General features: G+C 63.7%; 18 protein-coding genes. 14 read left to right on the plus strand and 4 right to left on the minus strand.

Annotated elements, in window-relative coordinates:
• Positions 1 to 588 carry a HupE/UreJ family protein gene (locus tag BPNPMPFG_RS23455; RefSeq protein WP_258591017.1) on the plus strand — a complete coding sequence of 196 codons (588 nt, stop codon included), beginning with the start codon at positions 1 to 3 and terminating at the stop codon, positions 586 to 588.
• 7 nt (positions 589 to 595) lie between these two features.
• Complete coding sequence (locus BPNPMPFG_RS23460) at positions 596 to 901, plus strand: urease subunit beta (protein WP_258591018.1); 306 nt, start codon at positions 596 to 598, stop codon at positions 899 to 901.
• A 20-nt stretch (positions 902 to 921) separates the two neighbouring features.
• Here BPNPMPFG_RS23460 and BPNPMPFG_RS23465 read toward each other — a convergent pair whose 3' ends face one another.
• Both BPNPMPFG_RS23465 and BPNPMPFG_RS23470 read right to left on the minus strand, forming a co-directional pair.
• Positions 922 to 1,416 carry a hypothetical protein gene (locus BPNPMPFG_RS23465; protein WP_258591019.1) on the minus strand — a complete coding sequence of 165 codons (495 nt, stop codon included), beginning with the start codon at positions 1,414 to 1,416 and terminating at the stop codon, positions 922 to 924.
• A gap of 114 nt (positions 1,417 to 1,530) precedes the next feature.
• A complete protein-coding gene (locus tag BPNPMPFG_RS23470; protein ID WP_258591020.1) occupies positions 1,531 to 1,902 on the minus strand; it encodes a hypothetical protein in 372 nt (123 codons plus the stop codon).
• A gap of 170 nt (positions 1,903 to 2,072) precedes the next feature.
• Between BPNPMPFG_RS23470 and ureC the strand changes: the two genes are divergently transcribed.
• The 9 genes from ureC (at position 2,073) to BPNPMPFG_RS23515 (ending at position 8,901) form a co-directional block, all read left to right on the plus strand.
• Positions 2,073 to 3,785 (plus strand): urease subunit alpha, encoded by a 1,713-nt coding sequence (gene ureC / locus BPNPMPFG_RS23475; protein WP_413776801.1) that lies wholly within the window; start codon positions 2,073 to 2,075, stop codon positions 3,783 to 3,785.
• A gap of 54 nt (positions 3,786 to 3,839) precedes the next feature.
• Entirely contained in the window at positions 3,840 to 4,346 is a 507-nt protein-coding gene (locus BPNPMPFG_RS23480; RefSeq protein ID WP_258591021.1) for a DUF29 domain-containing protein, read from the plus strand.
• Between the two features lie 37 nt (positions 4,347 to 4,383).
• Entirely contained in the window at positions 4,384 to 4,977 is a 594-nt protein-coding gene (locus BPNPMPFG_RS23485) for a hypothetical protein (RefSeq protein ID WP_258591022.1), read from the plus strand.
• A gap of 113 nt (positions 4,978 to 5,090) precedes the next feature.
• Positions 5,091 to 5,696: a glutathione S-transferase family protein gene (locus tag BPNPMPFG_RS23490; protein WP_258591023.1), complete on the plus strand. Its 606-nt coding sequence runs from the start codon at positions 5,091 to 5,093 to the stop codon at positions 5,694 to 5,696.
• A complete protein-coding gene (ureE, locus tag BPNPMPFG_RS23495; RefSeq protein ID WP_258591024.1) occupies positions 5,693 to 6,280 on the plus strand; it encodes an urease accessory protein UreE in 588 nt (195 codons plus the stop codon). The genes BPNPMPFG_RS23490 and ureE overlap by 4 nt, the downstream gene beginning before the upstream one ends.
• The gene (locus BPNPMPFG_RS23500; protein ID WP_258591025.1) at positions 6,273 to 6,944 is read left to right on the plus strand and encodes an urease accessory protein UreF; all 672 of its coding nucleotides are present in this window, start codon (positions 6,273 to 6,275) and stop codon (positions 6,942 to 6,944) included. The genes ureE and BPNPMPFG_RS23500 overlap by 8 nt, the downstream gene beginning before the upstream one ends.
• Positions 6,941 to 7,381 (plus strand): DUF3995 domain-containing protein, encoded by a 441-nt coding sequence (locus BPNPMPFG_RS23505; protein ID WP_258591026.1) that lies wholly within the window; start codon positions 6,941 to 6,943, stop codon positions 7,379 to 7,381. The genes BPNPMPFG_RS23500 and BPNPMPFG_RS23505 overlap by 4 nt, the downstream gene beginning before the upstream one ends.
• Positions 7,378 to 8,019, plus strand: coding sequence for an urease accessory protein UreG (gene ureG / locus BPNPMPFG_RS23510; RefSeq protein ID WP_258591027.1), 642 nt, complete (start codon positions 7,378 to 7,380; stop codon positions 8,017 to 8,019). The genes BPNPMPFG_RS23505 and ureG overlap by 4 nt, the downstream gene beginning before the upstream one ends.
• 114 nt (positions 8,020 to 8,133) lie before the next feature.
• Positions 8,134 to 8,901, plus strand: a complete 768-nt coding sequence (locus BPNPMPFG_RS23515) for a class II aldolase and adducin N-terminal domain-containing protein (RefSeq protein WP_258591028.1) — start codon at positions 8,134 to 8,136, stop codon at positions 8,899 to 8,901.
• Positions 8,902 to 9,267: 366 nt separating this feature from the next.
• On the opposite strand, the gene BPNPMPFG_RS23520 is transcribed toward BPNPMPFG_RS23515, so the two are convergent.
• The gene (locus BPNPMPFG_RS23520; protein WP_258591029.1) at positions 9,268 to 9,900 is read right to left on the minus strand and encodes an HAD family hydrolase; all 633 of its coding nucleotides are present in this window, start codon (positions 9,898 to 9,900) and stop codon (positions 9,268 to 9,270) included.
• Between the two features lie 258 nt (positions 9,901 to 10,158).
• On the opposite strand from BPNPMPFG_RS23520, the gene BPNPMPFG_RS23525 reads away from it, so the two are divergent.
• Complete coding sequence (locus BPNPMPFG_RS23525; RefSeq protein ID WP_258591030.1) at positions 10,159 to 11,118, plus strand: sugar-binding transcriptional regulator; 960 nt, start codon at positions 10,159 to 10,161, stop codon at positions 11,116 to 11,118.
• A 65-nt stretch (positions 11,119 to 11,183) separates the two neighbouring features.
• Here the strand turns inward: BPNPMPFG_RS23525 and BPNPMPFG_RS23530 are convergent, their stop codons facing one another.
• Positions 11,184 to 11,369 carry a hypothetical protein gene (locus BPNPMPFG_RS23530; RefSeq protein ID WP_258596882.1) on the minus strand — a complete coding sequence of 62 codons (186 nt, stop codon included), beginning with the start codon at positions 11,367 to 11,369 and terminating at the stop codon, positions 11,184 to 11,186.
• A gap of 109 nt (positions 11,370 to 11,478) precedes the next feature.
• Between BPNPMPFG_RS23530 and gcvA the strand changes: the two genes are divergently transcribed.
• A complete protein-coding gene (gcvA, locus tag BPNPMPFG_RS23535) occupies positions 11,479 to 12,384 on the plus strand; it encodes a transcriptional regulator GcvA (RefSeq protein WP_258591031.1) in 906 nt (301 codons plus the stop codon).
• Positions 12,385 to 12,608: 224 nt separating this feature from the next.
• Entirely contained in the window at positions 12,609 to 13,919 is a 1,311-nt protein-coding gene (locus BPNPMPFG_RS23540) for an ABC transporter substrate-binding protein (RefSeq protein ID WP_258591032.1), read from the plus strand.
• Positions 13,920 to 13,951: the final 32 nt, after the last annotated feature.

A 13,951-nucleotide genomic window follows, 5' to 3' on the forward strand; every position in this document is an offset into this window, starting at 1 on the left:
ATGATGTCAGCCAAACGCTTGTGCCTCTCGGCGATCCTGCTGCTGGCCGCCGCCATGCCGGCCTATGCCCATGTCGGCATCGGCACCACCTCGTCCTTTTCGGCCGGCTTCGTGCACCCGCTCTCCGGCCTCGATCACATGACGGTGATGATCGCGGTCGGCGTCTGGGCGGCGATGAAGGGCGGCAAGGCAATCTGGGCCTGGCCGGCGGCTTTTGTCGGCGTCATGCTGGCCGGCGGCGCGCTCGGCATGCTGCATATGCCGCTGCCGTTCGTCGAACCAGGCATACTGGCCTCGGTCGTGGCGCTCGGGCTGCTGGTGGCGCTGGCGGCCGATCTTCCGGTCTCCGCGGGTGTCGCCATCATCAGCCTGTTCGCGCTGTTCCACGGCCATGCGCATGGCACCGAGGTGCCTGAGAATGCCGGCGGGCTCGAATATATGGCCGGCTTTGCCATCGCGACAGTGCTGCTGCACGCCACGGGCATCGCTGCCGGGCTCGGTCTCGGCATCAGGTTCCGTGGCCTTGCGCGCGCCGCGGGCGCTGCCTGCGCGGCGATCGGCGCCGGCCTCGTCCTCGGCGTGTTGTGAGGGCACGATGATCCCCGGCGAAGTCATCACCAAGGACGGCGACATCGAACTCAACAAGGGCTTGCCGACGGTCACCCTGAGAGTGGCCAACAGCGGCGACCGCCCGATCCAGGTAGGCAGCCACTACCATTTCTTCGAGACCAATGAGGGGCTGCGATTCGACCGCGACAGTGCCAGGGGCATGCGTCTCGACATCGCCGCCGGCACCGCCATGCGCTTCGAGCCGGGGCAGGAGCGCGATGTGACGCTGGTGCCGCTTGGCGGCAAGCGCGAGGTCTACGGGTTTCAGCAGAAGGTGATGGGCAAGTTGTGAGATCTTGCGGCGCGCTCAATTCATTTGGAGGGCTTGGCGGCGGCGTAGATGACGATCTTTCCCGGATTGTCGAATTCGACGGCGAGAACATCCTGCGCATGCACGCGCCGCGACTCGATGGCGTTGAACAGCAGGGCGTTGGCCTCGATCTCCTTGCGCAGTTCCGCAATGTCGTCCCGGTGCTCTTTGACCTTGCGTTCGATCACTGGCGGCGGGCCGCCTTCACTGCGCGCGGCGTCGGTGAGGAACACGATATCGACCTTGTCGAGCTTGGACGTCTTGCGCACCGTGCCGATGTTTTCACGCGTGCGGTCGATAGCCGAACTGACTTTTCCGGCCTCGGCGGTCGTCTTGGCCTCTTCCTGGCTGACCTCAGACCCGACGATCCGGTTGACGGTCTCCGGGCTTTCAAGACCCTGAGCATTCAGCGCCGCCTGGGGCAGGCTCGCCGCAAGAAACGCACTCGCCGCAACGGCATGCAGCCATCGGGCATCGGGCAAGGTGGTGATGGTCATCGCTCACTTTCGAGATTCGTTTCAGCACTCACGCAGCGAAACGAATCAGGCCCCGCCACGGTTCCCTTGCCAACGCGGCCGGCGGGCCGGAATTTGGCCCGCCGCGCCGCATCATCAGCTCGCTTTCCTGGTGATCAGGGTCAGCGCGCCATTGGGCTCCATGCTGGCGGCGATGACCTGCGCCGAGCTAAGCCCCTTGGCTTCGAGCGCCGACTTGACCTTGGGCGTCGCGTCGATCGAGCCGCGCAGTTTCTGCAGACCGGCGTCGCCGTGCTGGGCGATCACCTGGTTGACCTGCGTCTGGGTGTCCTTTGGCAGCTCCGTGATGTCGACGATGTTGACGCTCTGGATCGTCGGAACCCCCGGCTGAGCCGCGGGAGCAGGCGAGGTCGGCGCCGGAGCGGGCTGTTGCGCGGGTTGCTGCTGGGCACTGGCGGCGCCCGCCAGCATCAGCGTGGCGGCGGCGATGAATATCGTTTTGCGCATGGATTTTCCTTCCATAGATTTGGCAAACGGTCGTTTTGGGGTGACACCCTAACCTCAACCGCCAAATCGGATCAGAAGGTGTCGCCCAGCGGGTCATTGCGGGACCATTGGATGGCGGCAATGTGGAACCCGGTTTCTTCGATCAAGCCGCATTTCGGGAGCAATCGCTGATGGCCAGAATTACCCGCGCTGCCTATGCCCAGATGTATGGCCCGACGGTCGGCGACAGAGTGCGGCTGGCCGACACCGAACTGTTCATCGAGGTCGAGAAGGATTTCACCCTTCACGGCGAAGAGGTGAAATTCGGGGGCGGCAAGGTCATCCGCGACGGCATGGGCCAAAGCCAGCTTTCGCGAGCCCAAGGCGCGGTCGATACCATCATCGCCAACGCGCTGGTGGTCGACGCCAGCGCCGGCATCTTCAAGGCTGATATCGGCCTCCTGGACGGCCGTATCGCGGCAATAGGCAAGGCCGGCAATCCGGACACTCAAGGTGGCGTCACCATCATCATCGGCCCCGGCACCGAGATCATCGCCGGCGAAGGCAAGATCCTCACCGCCGGCGGCTTCGACGCGCATATCCATTTCATCTGCCCGCAGCAGATAGAGGAAGCGCTGATGAGCGGCATCACCACCATGCTCGGCGGCGGCACCGGCCCGGCGCATGGCACGCTGGCCACCACCTGCACACCGGGGCCATGGCATATGGCGCGCATGATCCAGTCCTTCGACGCCTTCCCGATGAACATCGGCCTGTCGGGCAAGGGCAATGCGTCGCTGCCTGCAGCGCTGGAAGAAATGGTGCTGGGCGGCGCCTGTTCGCTCAAGCTGCACGAGGACTGGGGCACGACGCCGGCGGCCATCGACTGCTGCCTGTCGGTCGCCGACGATTACGACGTGCAGGTGATGATCCACACCGATACGCTGAACGAATCTGGCTTTGTCGAGAACACGGTGGCGGCGATCAAGGGGCGAACCATTCACGCCTTCCACACCGAGGGCGCCGGCGGTGGCCATGCGCCCGACATCATCAAGGTCTGCGGCCTGCCCAACGTCATCCCGTCCTCGACCAATCCGACGAGGCCTTACACCGTCAACACGCTGGCAGAGCATCTCGACATGCTGATGGTCTGCCATCATTTGTCGCCATCGATCCCCGAGGACATCGCCTTTGCCGAGAGCCGCATCCGCAAGGAAACCATCGCGGCGGAAGACATTTTGCACGACATCGGCGCCTTCTCGATCATCTCGTCGGACTCGCAGGCGATGGGCCGCGTCGGCGAAGTGGCGATCCGCACCTGGCAGACGGCGGACAAGATGAAGCGCCAGCGCGGTTCGCTGCCGCAGGAGACCGGCAACAACGACAATTTCCGCGTCCGCCGTTACATCGCCAAATACACGATCAATCCGGCCATCGCGCATGGGCTGTCGAAGGACATCGGCTCGATCGCGGTCGGCAAGCGCGCCGACCTGGTGCTGTGGAACCCCGCCTTCTTCGGCGTCAAGCCGGACATGGTGCTGATCGGCGGCATGATCGCGGCCGCCCCGATGGGCGACCCCAACGCCTCGATCCCGACGCCGCAGCCGATGCACTACCGGCCGATGTTCGGCGCCTATGGCAAGGCGAGGACCAACTCGTCGGTGACCTTCGTATCCAAGGCCGCGCTCGAGTCAGGCCTGCATGGCAGGCTTGGCGTCGACAAGCAGTTCGTCGCCGTCGAAAACACCCGCGGCGGCATTGGCAAGCATTCGATGGTGCTCAACGACGCCACGCCTTATGTCGAGGTCGATCCCGAAACCTACGAGGTCCGCGCCGACGGCGAATTGCTGACCTGCGAGCCGGCGACCGTGCTGCCGATGGCGCAGCGGTATTTTCTGTTTTGACCCTTGTTTGTTTTCGCTTGAGAGACAGCAGGGTGTTTTGCGATTGTCTGGAAATTGGGGCATGATGTGCTCATGAACAGGATTGACCGTCTCAGGGCCATGACACCCTATGAAACAGACTACGCCCAGTGGTGCGCCGAGCAGGGCGCGTTGCTGCGCGAGGGTCGTCTCTCCGATCTCGACCGCGAGAATCTTGCCGAGGAGATAGAAAGCTTGGGGAGAAGCGACCGAAGAGAAATCCGCAGCCGGATGCGGGTGCTGATTGCACATCTGCTGAAATGGGAGTTCCAGCCGGGCCACAGATGCCACAGCTGGCAAGCGTCGATTTCCGAACAGCGCGTCTGGATCGAGGGCATCATCAAGGACAGTCCGAGTCTTCGTCGCTATCCCGCTCAGAGCTTCGATGAGGCGTACAGAGACGCCTTGCCTATCGCGATACGGGAGACGGGTCTGCGGGAATCGCAATTTCCAGGCGAGCCGCCGTTCACGCCCAAGCAGGCGCTCGATGGACGATTCTGGCCTGGCGGTCCGCTTTCGATGGACGATTTCCTGCGAGACTAATCGCTTGTTCCTTGGTTCCATTTCTTAGTGAAGGTCGATGGAACAGCAGATCGCTTCCGCCCACGACATCTTCCCGCATATCCGCATCGTCATGGGCATGGTGATCGGGCTTGGCGTCGCCCGCTTGCTGTCGGGGGTGGCGCGCATCGTCCAGCATCCCGGCCAGTACCGGCTCTATCCAGTGCATCTGGCCTGGGTCGTTTCGGTGCTTTTGATGTTGGTGCATTTCTGGTGGTGGGAATTCGGCCTCTTCGTCATCGAGACGTGGACCTTCGGAAAATACCTGTTCATCATCTTCTATGCGATCACGCTGTTCCTGCTGTGCGCGTTTTTGTTTCCGGATTCGATGCTGGACTACACCAGCTACGAGGATTTCTTCTATTCGCGCCGTGGCTGGTTCTTCGGCCTGCTGGCAGCGACCTATCTGCTCGACGTGGTCGATACGCTGCTGAAAGGACCGGAGCATTTTGCCCGCTTCGGCAACGAATATCTGTTCCGTACGCCGATCTTCGTCGCGCTTTGCATCGCCGCGATCCTGGTGCGCGACCGCCGCTTCCACATCGCCTTCGTCGCGGCGGCACTCATCTATCAGATATCGTTCATCCTGCGGCTCTTCGACACGATCGTCTGACTACAGCGCCGCGCGTCTTTCCGACGCGCAAAGGACGCTGTAGCACTTTGACTGACGCCCATTGGGAAGGTGCAAGGGATAATCTAAGCTGCTCGGGAAAGGCAGGTTTGCGCATGTACAAGGCCGTCGGATCGCGTGGATCCCGGGTCAGCCGCGTTCTCTGGATGCTCGAGGAACTCGGGCAGCCCTATGAATTCGTCGAGGTAAAGTTGCGCTCGCCGGAAGCCTATGCGCTCAACCCCTCCGGCAAAGTGCCGATCCTGGTCGACGATGCGCTGACGGTGACGGATTCGGCGGCGATCTGCGTCTATCTCGCCGACAAGCACGCGGACAAGGGCATGGGCGCCAATCCGGGCGTTGCCGGCCGCGCCGAGATGGATTCCTGGATGCATTTTGCCCAGAGCGAGTTTGAGGCGCCGTTGTGGAACAAATTGCGCCACCGCTTCCTGCTGCCGAAAGAGATGCGGGTCGATGTCGGCCCTGCCGCGGCTTACGATTTTGCCTCGGAGCTCAAGGCGCTCGACCGGCGGCTGGGCGACAAGCCATTCGCACTGGGCGACCGGTTTTCGGCCGTCGACGTGCTGCTCGGCGACATGGGCGGTTGGGCCCGCGCCGGCCGGTTTCCGATCGAATCCGGGCGCATCAACGCCTATTTCGACCGCGTGCTGGCGCGGCCCGCCCGTGCAAGGGCGCAAGCCAATGGAGGCTCCATGAAATGAAGCTCAACCTCAACACCGACTTCACCAAATTTCCCCGTGCCGTCTCGGTGCTGACCGCCGGCGATGCTGGAGCAATCGCGCCATCCGGTCGTGCCATTCTCGCCCATGACGAGCGGCATCTGCGCCGCCGCGCCATCGAACTTGCCGACGGCAGCAAGGTGCTCGTCGATTTGCCTGAGCCCGTTGCCTTGAACGATGGCGACCGGCTGGTGCTGGAGGATGGCGGCCATATCGAGATCATCGCGGCGCCGGAAGATGTCCATGATATCCGTGCTCGCGATGGGGTGCATCTGGCCGAGCTCGCTTGGCACATCGGCAACCGTCATCTCGCCGCAAGCATCGAGGCCGGGCGCATCCTCATCCTGCGCGACCATGTCATCAAGGCGATGCTGGAAGGGCTCGGCGCCACGGTGACCGACGTCTGCGAGCCGTTCAAGCCGGTGCGCGGCGCCTATTCCGGCGGGCACGATCACGGTCACGCCCATGCCGAGGCGCACGCACACAGCCACGGTGAAGCGCATTCCCACTCGCACAGCGAGTCGCATTCCCATTCACACGCAGGCCACCATCACGATCATGACTGACCAGCCTTCGAACATCGCGCTCTTGCGGCTCATGGCGTGGCTGTCGCCTTCCTTCCCGGTCGGCGGCTTTTCCTACAGCCACGGCCTCGAACGCGCGGTGCATGACGGGCTGGTTGCCGATGCCAAGACCTTGGCCGGCTGGCTGGAAACGCTGGTCGAGATGGGCTCGGGCTGGAACGATGCGGTGCTGTTCGCCGAGAGCTGGCGCCGCGCCCGCAACGCCGGCGATCTCGATGAAATTGTCGCGTTGGCCGAAGCGCTGGCCGGCTCGCGCGAACGCCATATGGAAACCATGCTGCAAGGCGCCGCCTTTCTGAAAGCGGCGGCGGCCTGGCCCAACCCTGTGCTGGAGCGACTGCCGGCGGAATGTGCCTATTGCGTCGCCGTCGGCGCCATTGCCGGCGGCAACGGCATCGCGCTTCAGGACGCGCTATCCGCCTTCCTGCAGGCTTTCTTCTCCAACCTCGTCCAGGCAGCAATCCGGCTTGGCGTCGTCGGCCAGAGCGGAGCGACCGCGCTGCTTGCCGGCTTCGAGCCGCTGGCCCTGGCGACAGCCGGCCGCGCCGCGCGCTCGACATTGGATGATCTCGGCGGCTGCGCCTTCGTCTCCGAAATCATGGCGATGAAGCACGAAACCCAGTATTCGCGATTGTTCCGCTCATGATTTTTCTTGCCTTCACGCTCTCCTTCGTCCTGCTGCTGATCACCGCGCTGCATGTCTATTGGGGCATCGGCGGCATCTGGCCGGGCAAGGATGCGGCCTCGTGCGCCCATGCCGTCGTCGGCTTTCGCGGCGTCGATGAGATGCCGACGCCGTTCGCCAGTTTCGCCGTTGCCGCGTGTCTCTGCCTGGCGACACTGTGGCCGCTGGCTGTCATCGGTTTCTTTGCCTCGCCCTTTCCCAAGGAAGGCCTCGCCGCCACCTCGCTGCTGATCGGGCTGGTGTTCCTGGGGCGCGGCATCGCCGGCTTCACGCCATGGTGGCGTCGGCTGGCGCCGGAGCAGCCTTTCGCGCGGCTCGACCTGCGCTACTACTCGCCGCTCTGCCTGCTGATCGGGCTCGGCTTTGCCATCCTCGCCATCACGGAGTTTCCGGCATGACACAGAAAAATGGCCCGCTGCGCGTCGGCATTGGCGGTCCGGTCGGCTCGGGCAAGACGACGCTGACCGAAAAGCTCTGCAAGGCGCTGCGCGACGAGTTCTCGATCGCCGTCGTCACCAACGACATCTACACCAAGGAGGACGCCATGATGCTGGCCCGGCTGCAGGCGCTGCCCGAGGATCGCATCATGGGTGTCGAGACCGGTGGCTGCCCGCATACCGCCATCCGCGAGGATGCCTCGATCAACCTGCAGGCGATCGCCGAGATGAACAGAAAATTCCCGGATCTCGACATCGTCTTCATCGAATCCGGCGGCGACAACCTCGCCGCCACCTTCTCGCCCGATCTCGCCGACCTGACGCTCTATGTCATCTCGGTCTGCCAGGGTGAGGAGATCCCGCGCAAGGGCGGGCCGGCGATCACCCGCTCCGATTTCCTGGTCATCAACAAGAGCGATCTGGCGCCCTATGTGAACGTCAATCTCGATGTCATGGAGCGCGACGCCGGCCGCATGCGCGGCAAGCGGCCGTTCGGCTTCACCGACCTGTCGCGCGGCAAGGGTCTGCAGGAGGTGATCGATTTCATCGTCGAGCAGGGCGGATTGCGGGCTGGCGCCGCCGCCAGCACGGCGGCGTAGGCAAGATCGGCGTCCGGCGCCGACCTTACAAGGACCCTAGCTCTGCACCAAGCGAAACCGGTTGCGAGCCTCGGCTGGTCGCGGCATTCTCAGCTCTTTCACGGAGTGTCCTCGATGAGCATCGCCCGCCTGCAAAAGGAAACGCTGACCAACCTGCCCTTCTACGAGGAGCGCGTCGATCTCGCCTGCGCCTTCCGCTGGACGGCGCGGCTCAACATGCATGAGGCGGTGGCCAATCATTTCTCGCTGGCCGTCAATGACGACGGCACGCAGTTCCTGATGAACCCCAACCAGATGCATTTCTCGCGCATCAAGGCGAGCGACCTGCTGATGATCGACGCCGACGACCCGGATACGCTGACCGGCCCGGACGCGCCCGATCCGACGGCGTGGGGCCTGCACGGCGCCATCCATCGCAATGTGCGGCACGCGCGCTGCGTCATGCATGTCCATTCGATCCACGCCACGGTGCTGGCATCGCTGGCCGACTCTCGCCTGCCGCCGATCGACCAGAATTCGGCGATGTTCTTCAACCGCCATGTCGTCGACGCCCATTATGGCGGGCTGGCCTTCGAGGAAGAGGGCGAGCGCTGCTCGCAGCTGCTCGTCGATCCCAAGGTCAAGGTGATGGTGATGGGCAATCACGGCGTGCTGGTCATCGGCGATACCGTCGCCGACGCCTTCAACCGCATGTTCTATTTCGAGCGTGCCGCCGAGACCTATATCAAGGCACTGTGGACCGGCCGCCAACTGCGCACGCTTTCCGACGCGATCGCCGAGAAGGCGGCAAGCGAGATGGACGACTATCCCGGCCAGGCCGAACGCCATCTCAGCGAGTTGAAGGCGATCCTCGACGAGCAGGAGCCGGTCTACCGGAACTGAGGGCCGCTGATCCTTGGCCAATGCTGAGGGCTGCTCGGCTTTCCTGCAACGTCGGCAATTGGCGAAGCCACCGATGATGGTCTACTTTCTCCCCGTCACTATACGGGGAGAAATGTCCGGCAGGACAATGAGGGGCGGCGCCAAGGTTTCGAAAAGTAACATCGTGATGCCTACGCTTCGCAGATTGCAATGAACTTGACGCCGCCCCCACCAATAATAATAAATTCTGGCAAGTCAGCGCCGCCCCTCATCCGCCTGCCGGCACCTTCTCCCCGTATAGTGACGGGGAGAAGATGGCTGGCCGCAGCCTCGCCGCATCTTCTACAGCGCTGACAATTGGCGCCGCGCGGGCGCCTGCAAGTGGGCTTAGAGACCCAATTCTGCCCGCAACTCCTGGGCGCTGTTGATGACGACGGCGCCTGGCGGCCCTTCCATCGGCCTTTCCGGCCAGAAGATCGTCTTCATGCCCGCCGCCAGTCCCGCCATGGCGCCCGGCCAGCTGTCGTCGATGGCTACCGCATGCGCCGGATCGACATCGGCGAGATACGCGGCGCGCAGGAATGGTTCGGGATGCGGCTTGCCTTCGCGCACGTCGTTGCGGCTGATCGTCTTCATGCCGGGATAGGTCAGGCCGACCATGCGCAGATTGGCGTCGACGATCATCCGGTCCGAATTCGACACCACGGCTTGCGCCACGCCCCTTGCCCGCAGCTCGTTGAAGATCTCGATCGCGCCGGGGCGCGGCTGCAAGCGTTCGACCAGCGGCAGATAATGCTCGTATTTGCGCAGGATCCAGTCGTCGAACGGCAAATCCAGGCCGAACTCATCGCGCATCATTTCGTAAACCGGCCAGGCGGCAACGCCGAGCACGCGCTCATGCAGGTCGGCCGGCGGGACGAGGCCGACATTGCGCATCGCCGCCACCAGGGCGGCCTCGTGCAGCGGTTCGCTGTCGACCAGCGTGCCGTCCATATCCCAGAAAACCGCTTTCGGCGTCATGCGAGGCTCCTTTTTTCGATCCCTTAAAGGGTTTGCGCCGGGAGATAAACCGTCGGGATCATCGAACGTACCGCCCGCCGGAACTGAAACCGCTCGTCTTTTTCCGGGCGCGACCATCGTCGGAGGAGGAAATCCGAGCCGCATGCGCGCTACAGAGCGCAAGCATTTGCCCTCGAGATTGACAATTGCGCAGCGGGCCGTTCCCTGCAAGAGTAGAAGCGGACCGCGCTCATGACCGGCGGTTTCGGGAGGCAGGACGTGAATACCCGACAGGATGGCGGCAGCAACAGGCTGGACGACGCGGCGCGCGCCGGCTGGCTCTATTATGTTGCCGGCAACACGCAGGACCAGATCGCCGCCACGCTCGGCATTTCGCGGCAGACGGCGCAGCGGCTGGTGTCGCTGGCGGTGTCGGAAGGCCTGATCAAGGTCCGGGTCGACCATCCGATCGCCAATTGCCTTGATCTGGCGGCACGGCTGAAATCGCGCTTCGCGCTCGATCTGGTCGAGGTGGTGCCGAGCGATCCCAATTCATCCTCCACCACGATCGGCATCGCCGAGGCGGCCGCAGCCGAGATCGAGCGGCGGCTGCGGTCGCCAACGCCGATCATCATGGCGATCGGCACCGGGCGCACGCTGAAAGCGGCGATCGAGCAACTGCCGCCGATGGAATGTCCGCAGCACAAGGTGGTGTCCCTGACCGGCAACATCTCGCCGGACGGCTCGGCCGCCTTCTACAACGTCATCTTCACCATGGCCGACAGGGTCAAGGCACGGTCCTTCCCGATGCCGCTGCCGGTCATTGCCTCCTCGCCGGAGGAGCGCGAGATGTTGCTCAACCAGCCGATGATCCAGCCGACGCTGGCGCTGGCCGCCGAAGCCGACGTCACCTTCATCGGCATTGGCGATCTCGGCCCCAAGGCACCGCTCTACGAGGATGGCTTCATTTCGGAAAGCGAACTGAAGGCGCTGCAGAAGGCCGGCGGCATCGCCGAAATCGTCGGCTGGGTGTTCGATCGCGAAGGCCGCATGATCGAGGGCATCACCAACGACCGGGTGTCTTCGGCGTCGCTGCCGTCGCGCGAAAAGTCGCTGGTGATCGCATTGGCGATGGGCGACCGAAAACTGCCGGGCATCTTGGCGGCGGCCAACCGGCGGCTGATCAACGGCCTCATCACCGACGAGCGGACCGCCGCCGCCCTGCTGGCCAGCCTGTGACCCGAACCTGCGTTGCTTGCGGGACGCAGCCGCACCAAGACTGATTTTGGATAAAGCCAGCCAGGCTATTTGCCCCGCCCGGAAGGGTCGTTGCCGTCAAGGAAGCCGAGGTCGCGCTGCAGATGCGGCGACAGGTCCCTGATGTCGAGATGCGCCCTCCTTTTTACCGCGAACCAGCCAAATCCATCGGTGAGCCACGAAACCCAGCGATGATCTGGAGCGGGAGTGCACTTTTGCTGTGCCATGGTCATGATCGTCAACCTTCGCTATCCTGAACCCGAATGACGGGTGACATTGAATGTCGGTCTTGCCGGCCGGCTTTGCCAATCGAACGTCGATCATGGCCCATAAGGAGGCCTTATGCCTGACCTCGGCTCGCGACAGGTTTCCCAGCTCCCGCCGCTGCAAGCGATCAGGGTGTTCGACGCGGTGGCGCGGCATCTTTCCTTCACCAAGGCCGCCGGCGAACTCGGTATGACACAGGCCGCGGTCAGCTATCAGATCAAGGTGCTGGAGGAGCGTGTCGGCTCGGCATTGTTCCTGCGCCGGCCACGACAGATCGCACTGACCGAGGCCGGGCAGCGTCTGGCGCCCGCCGTCGGCGAGGCTTTTGCCATCCTCGGCCAGGCCTATGCCGCGGCGCGCGCCGGGGCCGACGGGTTGCTGTGCGTCACCACCGTGCTGACCTTTGCCTCGAACTGGCTGGCGCACCGGCTGGGCTCGTTCCAGATCGCTCATCCCGCGCTTGCCGTGCGGCTCGAGACGTCGAGCCGCCTGACCGACTTCGCCCGTGAGGACGTCGATCTCGCCATCCGCTCGGGCGGCGGCAAATGGCCGGGTCTGGAGGCGCACAAGCTGCTCGATGCCGATTTCACGCCGATGCTGAGCCCGAAACTCGCGGCAAGCATCGGCGGTGTCAACGAACCGGCCGACCTCTTGCGGCTGCCGATCCTCGATCCCGGCGACATCTGGTGGACGGAGTGGTTTTCGGCTGCCGGCGTCAACTCGCATGACCTTGCCAGGCGGCCCGGCAGCAGCATGGGCGCGCAGGCCTATGAGGCCAATGCGGCCATCGCCGGTCATGGCGTGGCGATCCTGACCAGGGCGCTGTTCAAGGCGGAACTGGCCGACGGCCGGCTGATCCAGCCTTTCGATCGGGTTGGCGACGATGGCCACGCCTATTGGCTGGTCTATCCGGAGGCGCGCCGCAACGTGCCGAAAATCCGCGCCTTCCGCGACTGGCTGCTGGCCGAGATCGCCTGCTGACAGGCAGGCCCTCAACCGACCAATCCTGCCGGCCTTTCTGTCCTGACGCCTGAATATCAGGCAGGAGGCGACGTTTGCATTGGCAATCTCCACGCACCCTATCGTCCGGCGGCATCGCCGAGTGCTGCGCTGCAGCATCGAATCCGGCTTGACATAATTAATGTCAGGTGAGTAATTGCTCAAAGCCAAGGCAAATGCTCATCTTGGTTCATGGGAGGAATTTGATGAAACTTCGCACGCTCACCCTGGGCTTGTTGTCGGCCAGCGCTCTTGCCTTCGCCGCACATGCCGAATCCATCACCATCGCCACCGTCAACAATGGCGATATGGTCCGCATGCAGAAGCTTACGGACGACTTCACCAAGGCTAACCCCGACATCAAGCTCAACTGGGTTACGCTCGAAGAAAACGTGCTGCGCGAGCGCGTCACCACCGACATCGCCACCAAGGGCGGCCAGTATGACGTGATGACCATCGGCACCTATGAAGTTCCGATCTGGGCCAAGCAGAGCTGGCTTCTGCCGCTCGACAAGCTCGGCGCCGACTATGACGTCAAGGACATCATCCCGGCCATCGCCGGCGGTCTTTCGGTCGACGGCAAGCTCTATGCCGCGCCTTTCTACGGCGAAAGCTCCTTCGTCATGTACCGCAAGGACCTGATGGACAAGGCCGGGCTGAAGATGCCCGACGCGCCGACCTGGGACTTCATCCGCCAGGCCGCCGACAAGATGACCGACCGCGCCAATGGCGTGAACGGTGTCTGCCTGCGCGGCAAGGCTGGCTGGGGCGAGAACATGGCCTTCCTGACCGCCATGTCGAACTCCTTCGGCGCCCGCTGGTTCGACGAGAACTGGAAGCCGCAGTTCGATCAGCCTGAATGGAAGAAGACGCTGCAGTTCTATGTCGACCTGATGAAGGCCGACGGCCCGGAGGGCGCGTCCTCCAACGGCTTCAACGAAAACCTGGCGCTGTTCCAGCAGGGCAAGTGCGGCATGTGGATCGATGCCACCGTCGCCGCGTCCTTCGTTTCGGACCCGAAGAACTCCACCGTCGCCGACAAGGTCGGTTATGCGCTGGCGCCCGACAATGGCCTGGGCAAGCGCGGCAACTGGCTGTGGGCGTGGTCGCTGGCCATTCCCGCCGGGACGCAAAAGGCTGATGCCGCCGAGAAGTTCGTTTCCTGGGCGACCAGCAAGCACTATGCGGAGCTCGTCGCTGCCAAGGAAGGCTGGGCCAACGTTCCTCCGGGCACGCGCTCCTCGCTCTATGCCAATGCCGACTACCAGAAGGCGGCTCCGTTCGCCAAGATGACGCTGGACTCCATCAACGCCGCCGACCCGACGCATCCGACCGTCAAGCCGGTGCCCTATGTCGGCGTCCAGTTCGTCGCCATCCCTGAGTTCCAAGGACTTGGCACCACTGTCGGCCAGCTCTTCTCGGCGGCACTTGCCGGCCAGTCGAGCGTCGACGATGCCTTGAAGCAGGCCCAGGACGCTGCCACTGCGGCAATGACCGAAGGCGGGTATATCAAGTAAGGCTCCTCCCGGTGCCGAATGTCGGCCGCATA

The sequence above is a fragment of the Mesorhizobium sp. AR07 genome (assembly GCF_024746815.1).
In the GTDB taxonomy this organism is placed as follows: domain Bacteria; phylum Pseudomonadota; class Alphaproteobacteria; order Rhizobiales; family Rhizobiaceae; genus Mesorhizobium.

Bases quoted from the DNA above. Each gene is read 5' to 3' on its own strand.
- gcvA (WP_258591031.1), top strand. From the start codon at position 11,479: ATGCCTGACCTCGGCTCGCGACAGGTTTCCCAGCTCCCGCCGCTGCAA.
- BPNPMPFG_RS23505 (WP_258591026.1), top strand. From the start codon at position 6,941: ATGATTTTTCTTGCCTTCACGCTCTCCTTCGTCCTGCTGCTGATCACC.
- BPNPMPFG_RS23485 (WP_258591022.1), top strand. From the start codon at position 4,384: ATGGAACAGCAGATCGCTTCCGCCCACGACATCTTCCCGCATATCCGC.
- ureE (WP_258591024.1), top strand. From the start codon at position 5,693: ATGAAGCTCAACCTCAACACCGACTTCACCAAATTTCCCCGTGCCGTC.
- BPNPMPFG_RS23540 (WP_258591032.1), top strand. From the start codon at position 12,609: ATGAAACTTCGCACGCTCACCCTGGGCTTGTTGTCGGCCAGCGCTCTT.
- ureG (WP_258591027.1), top strand. From the start codon at position 7,378: ATGACACAGAAAAATGGCCCGCTGCGCGTCGGCATTGGCGGTCCGGTC.
- BPNPMPFG_RS23520 (WP_258591029.1), bottom strand. From the start codon at position 9,900: ATGACGCCGAAAGCGGTTTTCTGGGATATGGACGGCACGCTGGTCGAC.
- BPNPMPFG_RS23460 (WP_258591018.1), top strand. From the start codon at position 596: ATGATCCCCGGCGAAGTCATCACCAAGGACGGCGACATCGAACTCAAC.
- BPNPMPFG_RS23470 (WP_258591020.1), bottom strand. From the start codon at position 1,902: ATGCGCAAAACGATATTCATCGCCGCCGCCACGCTGATGCTGGCGGGC.
- BPNPMPFG_RS23500 (WP_258591025.1), top strand. From the start codon at position 6,273: ATGACTGACCAGCCTTCGAACATCGCGCTCTTGCGGCTCATGGCGTGG.
- BPNPMPFG_RS23465 (WP_258591019.1), bottom strand. From the start codon at position 1,416: ATGACCATCACCACCTTGCCCGATGCCCGATGGCTGCATGCCGTTGCG.
- ureC (WP_413776801.1), top strand. From the start codon at position 2,073: ATGGCCAGAATTACCCGCGCTGCCTATGCCCAGATGTATGGCCCGACG.
- BPNPMPFG_RS23530 (WP_258596882.1), bottom strand. From the start codon at position 11,369: ATGACCATGGCACAGCAAAAGTGCACTCCCGCTCCAGATCATCGCTGG.
- BPNPMPFG_RS23455 (WP_258591017.1), top strand. From the start codon at position 1: ATGATGTCAGCCAAACGCTTGTGCCTCTCGGCGATCCTGCTGCTGGCC.
- BPNPMPFG_RS23515 (WP_258591028.1), top strand. From the start codon at position 8,134: ATGAGCATCGCCCGCCTGCAAAAGGAAACGCTGACCAACCTGCCCTTC.
- BPNPMPFG_RS23490 (WP_258591023.1), top strand. From the start codon at position 5,091: ATGTACAAGGCCGTCGGATCGCGTGGATCCCGGGTCAGCCGCGTTCTC.